Origin of the sequence: Microcystis sp. T1-4 (genome assembly GCF_000297435.1) — a bacterium.
In the GTDB taxonomy this organism is placed as follows: domain Bacteria; phylum Cyanobacteriota; class Cyanobacteriia; order Cyanobacteriales; family Microcystaceae; genus Microcystis.
Genome location: NZ_CAIP01000056.1, coordinates 1 through 19,606, shown reverse-complemented (window position 1 = coordinate 19,606; position 19,606 = coordinate 1). Strand labels below are relative to the sequence as shown.

Sequence of the window (19,606 nt, the reverse complement as noted above, 5' to 3'; positions counted from 1 at the left end):
TCCCTAAACATACAAGTCTAGGTCACATCTCCGTTTAAACCGTCTCCAACCGTTGCAGCACGGAGGCGGGTTTTTTGCCAATAAATTCCGCTGGCGAAATTTGATATTTAATCAGATTGGCTAATTCCTCTAGTTGGCTGATGGCTTCCGCACCTTCGAGTTTCATTAACTCTCGATCGTCGCGCATTTCTGTCCAGGTGATGCCGTAATCAGACACGAGAAACCGAATTAGATGGGTTTCCCCCAATCCCACCATAAAGGATGCGCTGTTCATTTGACCGCCACAGGTGTAGCAAGATGCTAGATAACCTTGATTTTCTAGTGCGATCGCTAAGGCCTGTAAATCCATGACTAAGTCTTTGACCAGTTGGCGATGCTGTTCTGCAAGTCGTTTAAACACAATTTTCCTCCTGATAACACTCCTCAATTATAAAACCTTAATACTTTTTTAAGATTCTTGCTTGAGAAAATAAGGTATGTGAACCAAGTTTTTTTACGGATGTTAAGTAACAAAATGTAAAGAACCCGAGGCCTAGGGTAGCGTGAATTCCTGAGTTCGCCAAGTATATATAACTACAAAGCCACCAGTTTATCCGTCTTTCCACCCCCTCGATCCCAACTATTCCCATCATGCCTATTTTTAAAGTTTAAGATCCGGTTTCGACAAAAAAGTTCGTAAATCTATATTGACAATTACATAAAGCTATGGCTCTATTGCAGATAGGGAGGGAGATGGGAGCTTGTTTCAGCGATCGGTAAACAGTAACCGGTAATTAGGGTTGGCTGAATAAATCTAAAAACCTTGTGGGGTAAGACTTTTAGACTTTTTGTCAACCAAAAAGTACCAGATCCCGGAGTGATCGGGGGGAAAATTCAGGTACTTTTTCCCTGAAAATTAGGTAATTGACCCCCTCAAAATCGCTAAAACCCTACACCCTACACCCTACACCCACCGAAAAACTTTTTGCCGCAAACCCTACTTAATAGTGACGTGGAGTATAAACCCACTGCTTGGTTTTACCCTGCTCAATCAGGCGAGTTTTACTCGATCCGATCAAAATTATGGTTCGCATATCCCCATCGTTAATAGTCATATCCTCTAGGAATTTTACCGTCACCGTTTCCCCTTTTCGTCCTAAATTACGCGCTAATACCACGGGAGTTTGCGGCGATCGCCATTGTAATAAAATCTCTTTTGCCTTCTCTAATTGCCAAGTGCGCTCTTGAGACACAGGATTATAAAATGCGATCGCTAAATCGGCCCGGGCCGCTAACTCAATGCGCTGAGAAATCACCTGCCAAGATTTGAGAATATCCGATAGGGAAATCGCACAAAAATCATGGCCTAAAGGTGCGCCAACCCTAGCAGCCGCCGCTTGCATGGCCGAAATCCCTGGACAGACCTGAATGGCCACCTGCTGCCATGCTGGTTTTGCTTTTTTTTCTAATACCTCAAACACGGCCGCGGCCATGGCATAAATGCCGGGATCTCCAGAGGAAACTAAGACAACCGATCGCCCCTTAGCCGCTAAATCTAGGGCAATTTCCGCTCGATCGAGTTCCACCCGATTATCCGATTCATGGCGGACAATTTCTGGTTTTCTCAGGGATTCTACCAAATCCAAATAAGTTTTATAACCCACCCAATCCGTGGCTTTTTCCAACACTTCTCGAACTTCTGGCGACATCCAATTTAGCGCACCCGGTCCAGTTCCAACTATGGCTAATTTACCTTGACTTTCCAGGTCTAAATCCCCCAGTAGTAAACCAGATTTTTCCTTAATTTCCTGGCTTTCTTCCCAGAGATAAACTAAACAGGTATTGCTAGGTTGTGCTAAGTTTAAGTTACTTTTATCGATAATCTCAATGCTCAGTTTTGCTGCTGATGAAATCGGTAAATTACTATTTTTTAACCAGTCCGCTTCACCGATTAATTTTACTTTTTCACCAGCCAATAAATCGGCAAGAAACTTCTTAGCATCATCGGGATTAACTAACTGATAACCCGGTGGTGGCGATAATAAAGTCGTTTTAAATCTAATATCACCAGTGGTGGTAATTGCGGGGGAAATTTGCAAAACCGAGGCAATTTGACGAGCGAGATCATTAACCCCTTGTAAACCCCCCAACAAAGGCACTACGGCGCTGCCATCTTCTGCGATTGCTAATACAGGCGGTTCTTGCCATTTATTAGTTAATAAAGGTGCTAAAGTGCGAATCAAAATACCCGCCGCACAAATGCCAATAATTGGCGTTCCCGTCTGGAAAAATTCTCGCACGGTTTCGCCAAAATTAGTATAGGTAAAATCTGCCGAATGGGTACGATCTATTAACCCATAAACCACTGCTTCCGGTAGGGCCATTTGCACTTGACGAGCCACGGGAATACTGGTTTCTCCTAAAATCAGAATAGCTGGAGGTTTCATTTGGCTTCCCCCGACTGCGTTGCAGTTAACTTTTGGATAAATTCTTGATGCTCTACCGAGTTAATTCCAGCCTTTAAGATGTCCAACACCCGTGACATATTGCCGTTGAGCATGGCTGAAATATCTAACCACAAACCCGGAAATACTAGAGAGCAAATCACCCCTTCTTGGTTGGGTAACAAAGAAATATAATCGCCATTTTCTAAACTAAACCAATCAATCTTTTGATCAAATACCTGCCAAATAAGGTATTCTTGAATGCCACTGCGACGATAAGCACGTTTTTTATCCCCTAAATCTATGGCGGCACTACTAGCGGCAATTTCTACCACTAATTCCGGCGCTCCTTCTAGGTATCCCTCTACAGTTAGGGTTGATTTTCCCCCGCTTTCTTGACTAATTAATAACACCCCATCCGGCTGTAGTTCGTTGTCGATATCCAAGCGGACTGTTGGCTCAATACCCATTTGTACTTGGGGGGTAGCAACTTTGTATGTCCATAGCCAACCCACAAGATTGCCATGGGGTTCAGCATGAAATTTAAACCTTAATGGGGATGCCATATATACAACTCCTTCGATCAGTTCGGCTTTTTTTAATCCTGGCATAGCTTGATAACGGCGCTCGAATTCGGGACGAATTAAGCGATCCCCATTTTCTAACGGGGGTAAATGTTGAGTGGTTACAATCTGAGAAGTTAAGGATTTAACCGGAGAAGAAGTCATGGTGGCAGTCTTTGGGAACAAAACAGCATTGATTTTATTATAGATTGTTTCATTGGACTTCTTGAGGGATTTAATTTTTAACTGAAATTTTCCCGGAATTCCTGAGCTTTTAGCGATGGAATGAATGGCGACCAACAGATAGACAATTACTCAAAACTATACCATTTATCTTAGTGATGAGGTACAAAATTTTCCTTTTGGGAAGTCGGTAGTCGATACCAAATTAGGTTACACTTCATCTAGTTATGAGAAACGCTGTCATAACTGATATAGCGCGCCTAAATGAAAGGTAAACGTCCTCTCCTAGAGCCTACCCGTTCACGAATAACCGATAACTGATAATGTTGGTTCCCCTTACCCGTCAATCGATCGAGCAAATTGTCCCGATTATCGCCACCGGCCCCCAGTACGCTCACTATTGGGGTAAATGGTCTGATTTTCTGCGCCGTTTATTCATTTCTATCATCGCTCTCACCGCAGCTTGGTTAATCGGTAATTTATTCGGCCCCGGTGGTTTAACAATTAAACTGATTTTCGACATTATCGCCGGTTTATATTGGCTCTGGGGTCCGGTTTATTGGGCCAGTGTTCGCAATAATACCTATCGTCGTCTTCCCTACGGGGGGTTTTGGCGCGGTCGCGTTTTCGATGCTTTTGTTACCGAGGAATTAATCGGGGAAGAAGAAAGGGTCAATAAACGCGGGGAATTAGAGATTATCGAAAATCGCCAACGCTGTATTAATCTAGAAATCGGTGATCAAACTGGCTTTTCGGCAATCGTTCGCGCTCCCCTCAAACGCATCCATAAATCGATCCGTCCTGGGATGGTGGCCGAAGCTTTGTTAATGTCTCGAGACCCCGATTTAGGGGATATCAATCAGCTTTCTGATGTCCATCTTCCCCAACTCGACCAGTGGATAGGGGAATATCCTGTGCTGCGACGGGATATTTTTCAGCAAGTTAGTCGCGAATTGGGAGGGGGAAAAGAACCCCGGCCAAAACCTTCTCGTTATTCTAATAATGTCATCCGAAGACGCAAAACCCGTTAATGGTTCGGCGATCTTTGAAACGATGCTGGTTTCCCGGTCATCAATGAATCATAATTTACAGATTTTGGGTAATTTAATCCTTGTTTTTGCTGTTTTTGAACCATCAAAAATTAATTATGCAAGAGGTTTAATATAATGTTAATTGAGCTTAGAAGGAGATAAATTGATGACGGCATCCTATGAGCAAGACTTTGGACTTTGGGCCGAACAAATGGCCGATTTATTAGCCTCCGGTCGGTTTTCCGAGTTAGATATTGAGAATTTAGTCGAAGAGGTGCGGGATTTGTCGAAACGGGAGCGCGATCGCTTACTTGCTAGTCTCAGATTAATTTTGCATCATTTATTAAAGTGGGACTATCAACCTCAACGGCGATCCTGGGTTTGGTTGGGAACTATTCAGCGAGAAAGAGCTAATATTAGGCTTTATTTGGACGATAGCCCCAGTTTAAAGCGATATTTAACCGATGAAAGCCTATTTAAACTCTATGCTGTTGCTTGTGCCGATGCCTTTAGAGAGACGGGATTAGAGTTTCCCCCCGTTTGTCCCTACGGTATTGAGGATATTTTAAATCGTTCTCTTCATTTGTCGGAATGATAGACGAAAAACGATTAAAGTTGGTAAGCTTAGATAGTATCCACAGAATCTTAAGTTTATCGCCATGGTTGACCCGTTAATTGTCTGGGGGGTTACTCAAGCCGCAGGTTCGCTTGTTCGTTCAGTAATGCAAGATTTGGCCATAGAGGGTGCAAAAGATTACGGAAAGGAATTTTTTAAAAACAGTCTAGGTAAAGTGTTACACTTACCTGAAAAAGATGTTCAAAAAGAAGCTTATGGCAAAGCAATGAAGGAGTTTTTAGAACTCTTTCAGCAACAGTTAGAAATGGCCGATCTGGAGGATGATCAAATTAAAAACTTTGAAAAACCTCTCAAGACTTTTATTAAAGATGACCAAGTTAAACCTATTTTAGGGGATGCTTTTGATATTGATTGTCAAGTTCTTGATACTTTTAGGTTAGCTCAATCTTGGCAAAGACTCAATTTACCCCCGTTACCTGCTGAATTTAACTGGGAAAAACTCGGTAAATTTTATTTGAGAAAAACTCAGGAAATTATTGAAAATTCTGAAAAGCTAAGAGCCGTTTTTTTAGTTAAGTTACAGAATAAAGATAGCCAAAATATTCAAGAAATAGCAGGAGTTAAAACAGATTACAATTTAGATAACTATGCGGAAGGCTTAAAAAAGGAATATGGCCATCTTAAATTAGAATCTTTAGACACAACGACTTATGAGCAAATCAAACTCTGGCGAATGTTTGTGCCGCAAAATGTGAGACGATGCAAACAATTTATTCCTCAACTTTATGAATTACCTAAAGAAGTGCTGCAGGAACTTGTAGATAGGGGAGAAATTACTCAAGCGGAGTTAGAACAAATACAAGCAGAACTAGAACGAAAACGGCGAGAATATCTGAATGAAAAATTAGATCCTGTTTTGAATATCGTCAATTCTTCTGAATACCGACGAACTGTAATTTTAGGCGATCCGGGGGCGGGAAAATCGAGTTTATTGCAGTATTTAGCTTTAAATTGGGCTGAAAAAGAACTCAGTCAGCGTGTTTTGCTTCCCCTTCCTCTTTTGATAGAATTGCGTATTTATGCCAGAGATAAGGATGAAAAAAAGTGTAAGAATATTCTAGAATTTTTCCATCAAGGTAATCTGATTTGTCATCTCAATCAACTTGCTTTAGATGATAAGCTTAAAAAAGGTCAGGCTCTTGTGCTTTTTGATGGTTTAGATGAAGTTTTTAATCCTCAACTAAGAGAAGAAATTGTCACGGATATCAAACGTTTTAGTATTCAATATCCTCAAGTGCAGATTATAGTAACTTCTCGCTGGTTAGGATATAAAGCAGAAGAATTAAATAATGCTGGTTTTGAACATTTTATGATCCAAGATTTAGATAAAGATCAGATTGAAGATTTTATTCAACGTTGGCATGATTTAGCTTTTGAAAATCGAGATGATAAAACCCAAAAACAAGAACGTTTACAAAAGGCAATTAAGGAGTCAAAAGCGATTCGGCAATTAGCAGGAAATCCTTTATTATTAACGATGATGGCTATTCTGAATCGAACTCAAGAATTACCAAGAGATCGCTCAAAACTTTATGAAAAAGCGTCAGAGGTGTTATTACATCAATGGGATTTTGAAACCAAGGAAGGATTAATTGATCCTGAACTGAAAAAATATCTTTATAATATTGATCTACGGGATAAAAGAGACATTCTTCGTTTAGTCGCAAGTGCCATACAAGCAGGGGAAAAAGGGTTAGCTGCCAACTTGATCTATAAGGAAGAATTAGAAAACATTTTGACTCAATATCTTGAAGGAACAGGAATTAACAAACGAGACGCTAGTGATCTGACTGATTTAATTATCAAACAACTGCGCTATCGTAATTTTATTCTTTGTTCTTTAGGTGGCAATGCTTTTGCTTTTGTTCATCGAACTTTTTTAGAATACTTTTGTGCTTGCGAGTTTTATGAAAGATTTAAAAACCGAGGATTACCAGACGGAATTACTCTTGAGGAATTGAAAACCAAAGTATTTGGAGAACATTGTTCAGATCCTGTTTGGAAAGAAGTTTTATGTTTATTAATGGGGATGCTAAGTGCAGAATTTCCTAAAGAAATTGCTGAAGAATTAATTAGTTATCTCATTGATATAGAGGAAGAAGATCAGGAATTTGCTTATCTTTTTTTAGCAGCAGATTGTTATGGAGAATTGCGAAACCAGTCTATTTATGTTGAACTAAGTCAGCGATTGTTAGATAGTCTTCAATCCTTAACTAAATTGTCTTATAGGTATGCTGATACTGATTTTAAGGAAAAACCAGTTGCTAAAATTGGAAACATCTGGCAAGATGATCCGACAGGATGGAGTGTTCTTCAATCCATAGCAATTGAGCAACATTACTGGAGTGGCGCATGGGAAGCTGTTAATCAATTATCTAGAATTGCTAAAATTCATTCTGAGGCGTTAGTTTATCTACAGGAAGTTGCTAGACAGGGTGAATCAGAAGCAATTGAAGCTTTAGTAACCCATTGGCGAGATAATCCTCAAACTTTACCCATTATTCAACAACTAGCTAATAAGGGTGAAGATCAAGCAATTGAAGCTTTAGCAACCCATTGGCGAGATAATCCGCAAACTTTACCCATTATTCAACAACAAGCTAATAAGGGTGAAGGGGAAATTATTGAACTTTTGAATGCATTAGGTAGAATAACAATTGACTCAGAAATAGGAGCAATTATCGAAACCATATTAGCTAGAAAGGATCTAGATTCTGACATTAAAGAAATGTTTCGAGAACTTCTTGGGCGTAATAATTTCAGAGAGTTGAGAAATCCTGATCAAGATAGTCAGAACAAAAGAGAGCAGGATATTCAGAACAAAAGAGGCGGCGGCGGTCATTTTTCTGTTTTAACAACTAAAATAACTGATACTGAAATTTTAGTAAAATCTTTGCAGGATTTAGGAATAATAGTTAAACGTGAAGCAGATGTTCGTGGTGGTTCTAATGGTCAAAGAGTTAGAGCAGATATTGTTGCTGTGCTAGAGGGAGATTATGATCTAGGTTGGAGTCGTAATGGTGAGGGAACTTTTGACTTGATTGTTGTTTTCTGGGGAGTTGCCAAAAAACATAATTCAACTGAATTGATTAATAGTATCAATGCAAAATATGCTGTTAATAAAACCCTTAAAGAAATTAAAGAGAGAGGTTTAAATTAGCGCGATCTCTAATCTGCTAATCTTGTAGGGTGCGTGTTTGCGGCTACTAATTCTGATCAAAAACCAAAATCAATAATCCGCTCCCCACGCAGCAAATTTATTATTAAATTGGTGCGTTACGCTTTCGCACTTTACACCCTAAGAGTGGTAAGAAGTTGAAGGGTGATCGTTCTTGTCGGTGGGGTGGAGTGCGATCTCTGTCATCGAATAAGATATAATTGGGAAGGTAAAAATAGTTAAAGCATTATGAGTTACCAAAACATTATTACCATTGAACCTGGAAAACGAAGCGGAAAACCCTGCATTCGAGGAATGCGTATAACTGTGTACGATATTCTAGAATATTTAGCAGCAGGAATGACAGAAGCAGAAATTCTTGAGGATTTTTCAGAATTAACTTCCGAGGATATCAAAGCTTGTTTGGCTTTTGCTGCTGATCGAGAGAAAAAATTATTTATCACCTCTTTATGAAACTGTTATTAGATGAAAATTTGTCAGATCGGATTATTGATAAAATAATTGATTTATATTCTAATTCTCAGCACGTCAAGACTTTAGGACTGATCAATACTGATGATGCACTTATCTGGGAATTTGCCAAATTCAACGATTTTGTAATTGTCTCTAAAGATGCCGATTTTCATCAGCGCAGTCTATTATATGGTCATCCACCAAAATTTATCTATCTTCGTATTGGTAATAGTCCCACTGCAAAGATTATCGAAATTTTAAGAGGTTATTTTTTAATTATTGTTGAATTTTTTGATAGTGAAACAGAAAGTCTGTTGATATTAAGTTGAGTGCGATCGCTTAATCTGGTAGGGTTTGTGTTTGCGGCTACCAATTCTGTTAAAAAACCAAAATCAATAATCCGCTCCCCACGCAGCAAATTTATTATTAAATTGGTGTGTTACGCTATCGCTAACACACCCTACTGGATTGTTTCAGTTAATTTGGTGTATTAGAAAAATGCTATAAATTCTATAATTTAAGACTTTAAGCCGAAATCTATTGCCCTATTTTAGCTGAAACAGTCCACTGCGTTTAATTTTCCAACCTATGCTTTTTAATGCTTTTAAAACTTGTTTGGCTTTCGTTGCTGACCATTGACTCATAGAGCAACAAATGATAAATTTAGGTGATTTTCTGGAAGTTCTCCCTGTTCAAGTTGATCGGCTAAGACACGCAAAGCAAGTGCTTGAACTTTAGCAATAGCTTCCTGTTGACTATTGCCATAGACTAAAACTCCCGGAAGTTCGACGATTTCAGCAATATATCGTCCATCTTCTTCTTGTTCTATTTCAATCTTATAATTCATTTGAGAATTACCTATGGGATGACCTGCTGTCTTGATTATATTAGATTTTATAGCCGCTCTTGTCGGTTGGATTGACCCAAGGAAACCCAACATACATTAGATAGGGTTTGCCGAAAAAGCTTTTCGTGGGGTTAGGAGTCAGTCCCAACGAAAAAATTTTCACCACCACAGATGAAAGAGGTTTCTTTCCCTACACCCCACACCCTACACCCTACACCCTCTTTCCAGTCAGTCCCAACGAAAAAATTTTCACCACCACAGATGAAAGAGGTTTCTTTCCCTACACCCCACACCCGTTCGGACCTCGGCCATCTATATATATAGGGTTTGCCGAAAAAGCGTTTCGTGGGGTTAGGAGTGAGTATTCAGTATTCAGATGCGGGTTTTCAGTTCACTGTTCACAGCAAAATACTCCCCACTTCCCCACTTCCCCACTTCCCTATCCCTTTTAAACAGGATTTATTATTAGCCTGTATCAGCATTTCTGATTCTATAGTTAAGTTTGGCTAATAACAGCTTATTTTTAGTTGCCTGTCAAGCCCCTATTATAATTTTTAATCTCTGATCCTTGGTCTGATTTAACATTGATCTTAAAAATTTAGTTTTTTGTAGCGAAGAAAACAGTTTTATTAACCATTATCTGCTGCTATAGAGGGAAATCGCGGGGGGCTGATAATCCTTGAAACCCTTGTCAATACTAGCATTATTCCCCCTCGAAATTTCACTAATTCCCTAAGTTTTCCTAACCTTGACCCCCTCTAGGACACAAAAAATTAAAAACCTTTTATCCTAACCTGGTTTTTAGCGCACGTCAACCCTTTATTTAAATTTTTGATTCTCTTGCCCGATAACGATATAAATTCTCGTAATGACCAACCAATTTTCCGTGATACGGTTGAACAGAACGCAACCAAGTTAGCTCTGCAAACTCAAAGGAATGTTAGCAAATTCCTTCAGCTTTGCATTGGGAACTTGCTAACGCACAATAAGAAAGTCTATGAACAAACAACAATTGAACAAACTACAAGCTATAACCGCCCTCACCGTAGTGGGGACTACAGCGTCGATAATTTGTTCCCAGACAGCGGGACTCAGCAACAGCCTGACGGACATTAGCATAGATCGTCAAACTGTCATCGAGTCCACTTCTCAAACCGTTCTGTCCGCTTTTTCCAATAGTCGAACATTCGATTCAGATATCAAAGTATCACGTTCGCCTCAAAATAATGCTAACGAAATTCTAAAAACTTTGGAGTCCCTAGTGGACAAAGAAAATACCGTCCCTGCAAGCGTTACACCCCGGCCCCAAGAGGCCATTCCTTCGACGATACAACCCCAATCACAACCCAATCAAGTCAAACCGGTTCCGGCCAGCAATCCTGCCTCAGTCACACCGCCAGAGAAGCCAAAAACAACCCAAGGGACAAAAACCAGCAGCCGGCCTCGTAAACAGGGAATGGCCTCTTGGTATGGTCCTGGTTTCCACGGTCGTCGCACCGCTAGTGGTGAGACTTTTAACTCTGGTGGTTTAACTGCCGCTCATCGCTATCTACCTTTCGGCACTAGGGTTAGGGTAACTAATCTGCGTAATGGGCGCTCGGTGGTGGTGCGAATTAACGATCGCGGTCCGTTTACTGGTGGTCGCGTCATCGACCTATCCAGAGGTGCGGCAGCGATTATCGGTGTCTTCCAATCGGGAGTTGCCCCGGTGGTCTTGGAAGTTTTAGGCAGATAATCAGTAAACAGTTATCAGTAAACAGTTATCAGTAAACAGTAAGCAGTGAAAAGACAGCACTGTTAATGCTACTCAATACCCCTCACTCAATAATGCGTCTTGGAAAATTCAGTACAAATGTTCAGGCTTCCTCCTTATCCCTGACTAAAAACTCACATCTGATCACTGGTAACTGATAACTGATCACTGGTAACTGATCACTGGTAACTGATCACTGATAACTGGTAACGGATCACTGCTATAGTGATCCTATTGGGATTTGACGGGGTTTATGTTAGAAATTAACGATTTATCGGTTAATTATGGCGGAATAAAGGCATTACAGCAGGTTAGCCTAAGGGTAGAAACGGGGGAAATTGTCACCCTGATTGGAGCGAACGGAGCGGGAAAAACGACGACTCTAAAGACAATATCTCGGCTTTTAACGGCAAAGACGGGGCGAATAATCTATCAGGGTCAAGATATTACCCATTTACCGCCCCATGAAATCGTTAAGCGGGGAATTGCCCATAGTCCGGAAGGGAGAAGAATCTTAGCGCGTCAAACAGTCTTGACAAATTTGCAGTTAGGTGCTTATACCAGAAGCGATCGCCTAGCAGTAAAAAGCGATATCGAAGAGCAGTGGCAACTTTTTCCCCGACTATCGGAGCGCCGAGAGCAGTTAGCGGGAACCCTAAGCGGTGGGGAACAACAGATGCTGGCGATCGCCAGAGCTTTAATGAGTCGTCCCAAGTTATTGTTACTAGACGAACCCAGTTTAGGACTAGCGCCGCAGATAGTGAGAGAAATCTTCAGTATTATCCGTCAATTAAACGAATCGGGAGTAACTATCCTGTTAGTGGAACAAAACGCCCATTTAGCCCTAGAAACTGCCAATCGCGGCTATGTTTTGGCAGCGGGACGCTTGACTATCGCGGGAGAAGCCGGGGATTTACTCAGGGATGAGCGGGTCAAACAAGCTTATTTGGGTTAATCGATGATCATGCGGCAACTATAGATAAAAGTCTATGGTAAAGGTAGGAGAAAAAATATTTACAAAATTTTACAAAGTCGCATAAAATGAACACATAACGAAATAGGTATTTTTTCTTACTGCCATGCTAACGGCTAACTTCCCCTGGCTCACTGCCATCATTTTGCTCCCCTTGCTTGCCTCTTTCCTAATCCCTGTAATCCCCGACAAGGAAGGAAAAACCGTTCGTTGGTTCGCTCTTGGAGTCGGACTAGCAGACTTTATATTAATGTGCTACGTCTTTTTACAAAAATATGATTTAAGCAACCCCAACCTACAATTAGTAGAAAAAATCGATTGGGTTCCCCAAATAGGTTTAAGTTGGGCGGTGTCGGTAGATGGTATCTCGGCACCGTTAGTTTTATTAGCAGGATTAGTGACAACCCTTTCTATCTTGGCCGCATGGCAAGTGGACCGCAAACCCCGTTTATTCTACTTCCTGATGCTGTTGCTCTACGCCGCTCAGATTGGTGTTTTCGTCGCCCAAGACTTATTATTATTTTTCTTAATGTGGGAAATCGAGTTAATTCCCGTTTATCTACTCGTTTCCATCTGGGGTGGTCAAAAACGTCGTTATGCCGCCACTAAATTCTTACTCTACACCGCCGCCGCTTCTATCTTCATCCTCGTTGCCGGTCTAGCCATGGCCCTTTACGGTGGTGGTGCAATGACCTTTGATATGGCGGAATTAGGATTTAAAGATTATCCCCTCGCTTTAGAATTAGTCCTTTACGCTGGTTTATTAATCGCTTTCGGAGTCAAACTGGCCATCTTCCCCCTCCATACTTGGCTCCCCGATGCTCACGGTGAAGCTTCTGCACCTGTATCGATGATTCTTGCTGGTGTTCTCCTCAAAATGGGTGGTTATGGTTTAATACGCCTTAATATGGAGCTTCTCCCCGATGCACACATCTACTTTGCCCCGATTCTAGCGATTCTCGGTGTCGTCAATATTATCTACGGTGCTTTCGCTTCCTTCGGTCAACAAAACATGAAACGCCGTCTCGCTTATTCCTCGGTTTCACACATGGGATTCGTCCTTTTAGGGATTGCTTCCTTTACCGATGTGGGTATTAGCGGCGCTATGTTACAAATGCTCTCCCACGGTTTAATTGCCGCCGTCCTATTCTTCCTTGCTGGTGTCACCTATGACCGCACCCATACCTTAGCTTTAAACGAGATGGGTGGGATTGCTCAAGCGATGCCGAAAGTCTTCGCTCTCTTTACTGCCGGGGCCATGGCTTCCCTAGCGTTGCCTGGAATGAGCGGTTTTGCCAGCGAAATTACCGTATTCATCGGTGTCACTAGCAGTGACGTTTATAGCCAAACCTTCCGGGTTGTGACTGTTTTCCTCGCTTCCGTTGGTTTAATCCTCACCCCGATTTATCTACTCTCCATGCTTCGTCAAGTTTTCTACGGAGATGGTTCTTCCTGCGATATTACTAACATTCTCCCCAACAAAAGTAACGAACAAGCAGTTTGTTTCGGTACTAGCTGTGTCCTTCCTGACGAATCAGAATATATTGACGCTAAACCCAGAGAAATCTTTATCGCTGTCTCTTTCCTCGCTTTGATTGTCGCTATCGGTTTCTATCCCCAACTGGCTACCCGTATCTACGATGTGAAAACGGTGGCAGTTAACTCGGAAGTGCGTCAAGCTTACACAGAAATCGCCGCTACTCGTCAAAATATCTACGCTGAAACTCAACCGGACGTAAGCGCCAAAGTTGCCAGTATCTTCCAATAAATTGGCAAGTCTAAAGTGAATAGGTTATCGGGAGTAGAAATTCTGCTCCTGATTTTTTTTTCGAGGAGATAATTAATTAGGGTTTGCTGAATAATGGTAAAACCCTTTTAAAATAAGGCTTTTGACCTGTTAAAATCCGATGTTAGTCCCAGAAAATCGGATTGGGACTCTCAAAAACCTTGCATTAGACCTCTTGTAGTACATAAATTGGTATAAAAAGAGAGGGCAACAAAGCCTGAAACTCTCGACGACCGGCTACTGACGACCGACTCCTTAACCCCACCAACAAACTTTTTCAGCAAACCCTAATTAAGCGGTATTTTTGTAGGCACTGAAAGAGGATTCTTGCCAAATTTAATAGAGAAAAGATTCCAGTCGTTTCCTGAAAGTGCAGATAAAAATTCCCTGTTCTTTGTCTTCCCTGCGGGTAATCCAAGTAAATTGCAGGACCGCGTTAAAAGGTATAGGAGAGTGGGTAGCGGGGAGAAACAATTTATAGGAGTGTTAATCACGCTATTAAAAACGGATTGGCTCTTCTCGACTTTGTGTGATAATTTTTGCTTATGTAAGGTGAAATGCTTATCGGGCAAGACTTTAATCGCTATTTGGCAGATATTCTATCAGTATAGACCTCGTTTCCACACAGAAACCAGAAGAACCACGGATTTAGTATAACTTCTGCTGATCATCATGAGTGACAGAAAGTCACAAATATGAGATACACCAGCTTGATAGTGAACACTCATTATATATTAATAAATATAAATAAATATGAAGTAATTTAAGTTTCAAGAAGAATGAACCCGATCTTTTTTAGGATGGGGGTAAAAGTGATTTTCAATTTCTCAGGTGGAAAGATGAATCCAGATTAAGCTATCTGAACGATAAGAGGACAAGCCCATGTTTGAAGATTTTACCTATATTACCGATGAGGCTTTTTTAGAGGATTATTGGTGGGAAGAACAGGTTATCTGTACCCACTGCCAAGGCAAGAGAAGAATCTATCTAGAGACGGAGAATGAATCCGTCCCCTGTAAATTCTGTGAAGGTGAAGGCATTATTAAACGAAAACAAGAGGAGGCTAACTATTCCTAAAAATCTGTAAAATTAGATACATAAACTAACAATCTTCTTGGGTTAAAACCTCTGGCTGACATTGTTTAATTTCGCTGTTAATTCCCAGGGCAGATTCCGATTGGAGGTCTTCGATATAACCGGATTGATGGGATAAAGCTTCCGAAAAACTCTCAAAAGGACCGAAATAATAGAGACATTTCGGCTGACTGGTGGTGATCTCTATCCACCAGGGTTGAGGTGGTAAACTAGGCTTGATCGAGACAGTTTCCAGGTCCAGAGGCCTTATACTGAGAATCTTGGCACCTTGGCGCAGGAGGCGCTGTGTTTCTTGACTCATGCGGCTTTTAGGTACTCGCAGGACTGTCTGGGAGAAGCGTTGAGGCAAAGAGCCAGAAGAACCCGAAAAAACAACTTCATAGAGAAATATTTGATTCTCTCCCTGATTATTAGCCTCTAGCATACAGAAAAGATTCTCTTTTGGGGTAAGGGTTAAAAAAACAGACGCCACTTTGAGCAGATGACTCAAGCAAAATCATCTCCTAACAGAGTAGCGCATCTTGATACCATAGCATAGAGCGGCAAAAAGTTAGGTTTTGACCTACTCTCCCCTCACGGCATAGCTTGACAGGAGATGCTTCCACAGCAAGAACCTGATCGAGTCCTTTATTCAAGATGCTGTAGCCGAATATATAGCAGTTATCTTAATGGTGAAGTACAAAGTTTTCGTTTGTTGGAATCGGTTGTCGATGCCAAACCCTCTTATACTTCATCTTTATGATAAACCCTGTCAATAACATTGACGACTAATAGAGTTTTTTAACAAATATGCAGCCACCAAAATTAAGCTTAGGAACCAGATTATTTTTATCCCATCTCCTCGTTATGGTGGTGGGATTGAGTAGCTTTATTATCATTGCTAAATTATCTTCTCCGCGAATGTTTGTTTTGCGTTTGGAACAGTTAGAAAGGCAGGGATTTTTTACCGTGCGATCAGCGAGAACTTTCTTGGTTAGGGGTTTTGAGACAGCTTGGGATAGTAGTGCCATTTGGTCATTCATTGCGGGAGGAAGTGCGGCTGGTTATCTTAGTTTTTTGGTTTCTCAACGCATTATAAAACCGGTAAAACAAATAAAACAAATCACTAAAAATTTTGCCGAAGGGGATTTATCGGCGAGAGTTCCAGAAAGCGAAATACCGGAATTAAATCAATTAGCCATTAGTTTTAATCAGATGGCGATTAGTTTAGCCGATGTGGAAAAAAGGCGACAGGAATTAATCGGTGATCTTACCCACGAATTACGCACCCCTTTAACTGTGGTACGGGGATATTTAGAAGAATTAGCCGATGGTGCGATCGAACCTAATCCAGAACTTTATCAGAAATTAGTGAAAGAAACCCGCAGGTTAGAACGTTTAACCCACGATCTACAGGAACTATCACGAGCGGAATCTGGTTATCTTTCGATTAAACTGCAACCTGTTAATTTATTACCTTTGTTAAATTCTCTCATCGAAAAATTTGCCGATCAACTATTAGAAGATGGACCGACTTTACAGTTAGATTGTCCCCCCAATTTACCAGCTGTCATGGCCGATCCCGATCGCCTCGAACAAATCCTAGTTAATCTGCTCGGTAATGCCATTCGTTACACTGATAATGGCACAATTACCCTGCAAGTGACAAGGGACAAAAATCGCCTACAAATTGCCGTTATCGATACGGGAATCGGCATTGCAGCAGCGGATTTACCCTTTATTTTCGAGCGCTTTTGGCGGGCTGATCGCTCTCGTTCCCGTTATTCTGGGGGTAGTGGTATCGGTTTAGCGATTACCCGTCGTTTAGTGGAATTACACCAAAGTCAAATCGAGGTGGAAAGTGCATTAGGTAAAGGCAGCACTTTTCGTTTTTCCCTCACCATATCTGCCAATTTTCAGTGAACAGTGAACAGTAATCAGTAATCAGTAAACTGAAAACTCACATCTGATAACTGATCACTGATAACTGATCACTGATTAAATGCCGTGACTTTTGCCGATTACCCAATGACGACGGAAGAAGCGAGCGAGGGAAGTTTCTTCTAAGGATAAGTAAATCGGTCTTCCGTGGGGACAGGTGCGGGGATTACGGGTATTTTGCCAATCATCGAGTAAATTCTGCATTTCTTCTAAACTTAAAGCTGTACCGTTGCGGATAGCACTCCGGCAAGCGGTAGCAACCTGAGCAGTTTGTAAATCGCCTCCTAAACTTAATTCTAGTAAAGCATCAGCCCGATCCTCGCGTTCTTTGAGTAGAACAGGAATACTACGAATTGCCCAAGAGCGATCGCCAAAACTGGCAATTTCTAATCCTAAACGTTGTAATTGTTCGATTTGTCGAGTAGTTAACTGATTTAAGATGATCGGAGTATCTAACGGCACAATTTCCCAGTTATCCTCTAAACGTTCGTACAAAACCCGCTCATGGGCAATATGTTGTTCCACTAACCATAATCCGTTAGGATGTTCGGCAACTATGTAAGTTTGGTGAATTTGGGCCAATGCCTTTAATTCCAGCCGATTTTTCGAGGATTTTTCCCCTATTGTATAGGTGCTTTTTTCCTCGGCAGCCTTGAGAATTTGACTGATGCGCTGATTTTGCGCTTTTTCAGGTATATGTTCGGGATTTAGTCCTAACGCCTTGTCTATGGCTGAAATTATCTGTTCTTGCCAAAAAATGAGGTTATGCAGGTATATTTCCGCTTTAGCTGGGTGACGATTCCAATCGATCGAACGGGGGTTAAGATGTAGATGGAGAAAACAAACGGGATAGCGATCTTTAGGGACTGTGCGAGCGAAAGCTTTAAATATTGCCTGTTCTAACTCCGATGAGCGCACCATTCGCCCATTAACAGCAATTCTAACCCAATCCGGTTGATGGCGAGAAATGCGATCGGGCAACCCAATGACTAATTCAATTTGAGCCGATTCTGCGTCAGGAGTCGTTAAGTCAAGTTTTAGCGATGCTAAATCGTTAAAATGCAGAGATTTAACTAATTGGGGTAATATTTGACTGGCATCCTTACCCGGACTAATGCGTAACCAATCTTGATGATCTTGGAAAACCTGCCAAGTAATTTGGGGATGACAGAGAGCAAAATTATGAATTAAAGTCTGTATATCCTTTAATTGTTTGCTAATTGACGGTAAAGCTTGACGACGCACAGGAAAGTTACCAAAGAGATTCTCTACCGTGACGATAGTGCCGATAGCTATAGGAATCGTTTCTAAATTATCCGGCTCGCCTTGGTGATTGTAAAGACAATAACAACCTAAATCATCATCATGGCGACTGGCAACCCGCAGACGCGCCACCTGTGCGATACTGTGCAAAGCTTCACCACGGAATCCGAGACTGGTAATCTGCCAAAGATCGTCCCGTTGGCGGATTTTGCTGGTACTGTGGGCATAGCTACACAGTTGCAAATCCTCTCTAGACATTCCCCTCCCGTTATCCGATACTTGTATTCGCCAGTTTTGGGGAGATATATCGATGTTAATCCTATCCGCCCCCGCATCAATGGCATTTTCGACTAATTCTCGCACCACAGCGCCTAAAGAGTCGATTACCTCTCCTGCGGCAATTAAATCGATTACGTCTTGGGGTAAAACTTGTATGGGCAAAGTCATCAATTAATGGTTTTAGCCAAGGGCAAACTCGGTATATTGTCGCACATGGGGCCCATGGTAAGCTAAAACGATGTTTTGTTTGGGGACTCCCCTCGCTACCAATTTATCAGCGATCGCTGCTGCCGTGCCGTCCTGCTGCACTCAGATTTTATCTCAAATGTCGGGGTGAAGACCCTCGCGCTTAGCGACGGGATGAAACCCCGACCAATATAAAACAGCGAAGCACGACTAAAATCTTGACAATCTATGCTGTATAGGTTAAGACAAAATAAGTTGTTTGAGGTCGATAAGCAATGATTGTCTTAGAAATGAAAGCCGTGGTCAAACCAAGTCAGTGTTCTGCCATAGATGAAGCTATTCGTACAGTACAATTCATCCGTAATAAGGCTTTAAGGCTTTGGATGGATGCCAAGAGGGAAGACAAAATCGATAAATATTCTCTCAATAAATATTGTGCAGTTCTCGCCAAACAGTTCAAGTTTGTCGATACTCTAAATTCTATGGCTAGACAAGCATCGGCCGAACGGGCCTGGTCAGCTATTGCCCATTTCTATGACAATTGTAAGAAAAAAATAAAAGGTAAAAAGGGTTATCCCAAGTTTCAGAAAAATAATCGTTCTGTGGAATATAAAAACTGTGGATGGAAACTATCGGATGATAGAAAGAAAATTACTTTCACAGATAAGAAAAATATTGGCACGATTAAACTGAAAGGAACTAGAGACCTAAACTTTTATCCTATTGACCAAATTAAACGAGTTAGGATTGTTAAACGAGCGGATGGTTATTATGTCCAATTCTGCCTTAGCGTTGATATTCGGGAATACGCAAAACCACTAGAACCGACTAAAAGATGTGTGGGATTGGATGTAGGTTTAAAAGTTTTCTACGCTAACAGTGATGGGGAAACGGTAGAGATACCGCAATACTATCGCAAAGCGGAAAAAAGATTAAACCGTTTGAATCGGAAAAAATCCAAAAAGTTTAGAAAAGGTCAACCTCAATCAAACAACTACCAAAAGGCTAGAAAGAGATATGCTAGAAAGCATTTAAG

At 41.3% G+C, this 19,606-nt stretch carries 19 protein-coding genes and 1 pseudogene; 13 read left to right on the top strand and 7 right to left on the bottom strand.

Annotated elements, in window-relative coordinates; translation table 11 throughout:
- Positions 1–34: 34 nt before the first annotated feature.
- The 3 genes from MICAI_RS03245 to MICAI_RS03235 form a co-directional block, all read right to left on the bottom strand.
- Positions 35–400: a DUF1815 family protein gene (locus tag MICAI_RS03245; protein ID WP_008197647.1), complete on the bottom strand. Its 366-nt coding sequence runs from the start codon at positions 398–400 to the stop codon at positions 35–37.
- Between the two features lie 580 nt (positions 401–980).
- Positions 981–2,426 (bottom strand): precorrin-3B C(17)-methyltransferase, encoded by a 1,446-nt coding sequence (cobJ, locus tag MICAI_RS03240; protein WP_008197644.1) that lies wholly within the window; start codon positions 2,424–2,426, stop codon positions 981–983.
- Positions 2,423–3,151: a Uma2 family endonuclease gene (locus tag MICAI_RS03235; RefSeq protein ID WP_051011145.1), complete on the bottom strand. Its 729-nt coding sequence runs from the start codon at positions 3,149–3,151 to the stop codon at positions 2,423–2,425. Before MICAI_RS03235 ends, cobJ begins: the two co-directional genes overlap by 4 nt.
- 341 nt (positions 3,152–3,492) lie before the next feature.
- On the opposite strand from MICAI_RS03235, the gene MICAI_RS03230 reads away from it, so the two are divergent.
- The 7 genes and pseudogenes from MICAI_RS03230 to MICAI_RS03210 all read left to right on the top strand — a co-directional run bounded on the left by MICAI_RS03230 (position 3,493) and on the right by MICAI_RS03210 (position 8,797).
- Positions 3,493–4,200: a hypothetical protein gene (locus MICAI_RS03230; RefSeq protein WP_002740014.1), complete on the top strand. Its 708-nt coding sequence runs from the start codon at positions 3,493–3,495 to the stop codon at positions 4,198–4,200.
- Positions 4,172–4,336 (top strand): hypothetical protein, encoded by a 165-nt coding sequence (locus MICAI_RS25660; protein WP_157221718.1) that lies wholly within the window; start codon positions 4,172–4,174, stop codon positions 4,334–4,336. The genes MICAI_RS03230 and MICAI_RS25660 overlap by 29 nt, the downstream gene beginning before the upstream one ends.
- Before the next feature lie 30 nt (positions 4,337–4,366).
- Positions 4,367–4,795 carry a DUF29 domain-containing protein gene (locus MICAI_RS03225; protein ID WP_008197638.1) on the top strand — a complete coding sequence of 143 codons (429 nt, stop codon included), beginning with the start codon at positions 4,367–4,369 and terminating at the stop codon, positions 4,793–4,795.
- Between the two features lie 64 nt (positions 4,796–4,859).
- A pseudogene (locus tag MICAI_RS27715) lies at positions 4,860–6,191 on the top strand (NACHT domain-containing NTPase); the annotation flags it as partial.
- A 1,458-nt stretch (positions 6,192–7,649) separates the two neighbouring features.
- Positions 7,650–7,997, top strand: coding sequence for a DUF1257 domain-containing protein (locus MICAI_RS26790; RefSeq protein WP_232306117.1), 348 nt, complete (start codon positions 7,650–7,652; stop codon positions 7,995–7,997).
- A 246-nt stretch (positions 7,998–8,243) separates the two neighbouring features.
- Positions 8,244–8,468: a DUF433 domain-containing protein gene (locus MICAI_RS03215; RefSeq protein ID WP_002745983.1), complete on the top strand. Its 225-nt coding sequence runs from the start codon at positions 8,244–8,246 to the stop codon at positions 8,466–8,468.
- On the top strand, positions 8,465–8,797 hold the full coding sequence (locus tag MICAI_RS03210) for a DUF5615 family PIN-like protein (protein WP_008197621.1): 333 nt from the start codon (positions 8,465–8,467) through the stop codon (positions 8,795–8,797). The genes MICAI_RS03215 and MICAI_RS03210 overlap by 4 nt, the downstream gene beginning before the upstream one ends.
- A 311-nt stretch (positions 8,798–9,108) precedes the next feature.
- Here the strand turns inward: MICAI_RS03210 and MICAI_RS03200 are convergent, their stop codons facing one another.
- On the bottom strand, positions 9,109–9,315 hold the full coding sequence (locus tag MICAI_RS03200; protein WP_008197619.1) for a type II toxin-antitoxin system HicB family antitoxin: 207 nt from the start codon (positions 9,313–9,315) through the stop codon (positions 9,109–9,111).
- 997 nt (positions 9,316–10,312) lie between these two features.
- Here MICAI_RS03200 and MICAI_RS03195 point away from each other — a divergent pair.
- From MICAI_RS03195 to MICAI_RS03180, 4 genes are all read left to right on the top strand, one after another.
- Positions 10,313–11,050 carry a septal ring lytic transglycosylase RlpA family protein gene (locus MICAI_RS03195; RefSeq protein WP_008197615.1) on the top strand — a complete coding sequence of 246 codons (738 nt, stop codon included), beginning with the start codon at positions 10,313–10,315 and terminating at the stop codon, positions 11,048–11,050.
- A 271-nt stretch (positions 11,051–11,321) separates the two neighbouring features.
- Positions 11,322–12,023: an ABC transporter ATP-binding protein gene (locus MICAI_RS03190; protein WP_008197614.1), complete on the top strand. Its 702-nt coding sequence runs from the start codon at positions 11,322–11,324 to the stop codon at positions 12,021–12,023.
- A 124-nt stretch (positions 12,024–12,147) separates the two neighbouring features.
- Complete coding sequence (locus MICAI_RS03185; protein ID WP_008197612.1) at positions 12,148–13,809, top strand: NAD(P)H-quinone oxidoreductase subunit 4; 1,662 nt, start codon at positions 12,148–12,150, stop codon at positions 13,807–13,809.
- Positions 13,810–14,709: 900 nt separating this feature from the next.
- Positions 14,710–14,904 carry a hypothetical protein gene (locus MICAI_RS03180; RefSeq protein WP_008197609.1) on the top strand — a complete coding sequence of 65 codons (195 nt, stop codon included), beginning with the start codon at positions 14,710–14,712 and terminating at the stop codon, positions 14,902–14,904.
- A gap of 25 nt (positions 14,905–14,929) precedes the next feature.
- Here MICAI_RS03180 and MICAI_RS03175 read toward each other — a convergent pair whose 3' ends face one another.
- Entirely contained in the window at positions 14,930–15,346 is a 417-nt protein-coding gene (locus tag MICAI_RS03175; RefSeq protein WP_039899537.1) for a DUF1816 domain-containing protein, read from the bottom strand.
- Positions 15,347–15,711: 365 nt separating this feature from the next.
- Here MICAI_RS03175 and MICAI_RS03170 point away from each other — a divergent pair, with 365 nt between their 5' ends.
- The gene (locus MICAI_RS03170; RefSeq protein WP_008197605.1) at positions 15,712–16,824 is read left to right on the top strand and encodes a sensor histidine kinase; all 1,113 of its coding nucleotides are present in this window, start codon (positions 15,712–15,714) and stop codon (positions 16,822–16,824) included.
- Between the two features lie 75 nt (positions 16,825–16,899).
- Here MICAI_RS03170 and mutL read toward each other — a convergent pair whose 3' ends face one another.
- Together mutL and MICAI_RS03160 are read right to left on the bottom strand one after the other, a co-directional pair.
- On the bottom strand, positions 16,900–18,552 hold the full coding sequence (gene mutL, locus MICAI_RS03165) for a DNA mismatch repair endonuclease MutL (RefSeq protein WP_008197603.1): 1,653 nt from the start codon (positions 18,550–18,552) through the stop codon (positions 16,900–16,902).
- 12 nt (positions 18,553–18,564) lie between these two features.
- Positions 18,565–18,693, bottom strand: coding sequence for an element excision factor XisI family protein (locus MICAI_RS03160; protein ID WP_081504647.1), 129 nt, complete (start codon positions 18,691–18,693; stop codon positions 18,565–18,567).
- Positions 18,694–18,845: 152 nt separating this feature from the next.
- On the opposite strand from MICAI_RS03160, the gene MICAI_RS03155 reads away from it, so the two are divergent.
- A partial coding sequence (locus MICAI_RS03155; RefSeq protein WP_039899536.1) for an RNA-guided endonuclease InsQ/TnpB family protein occupies positions 18,846–19,606 on the top strand: 761 nt, incomplete at its 3' end.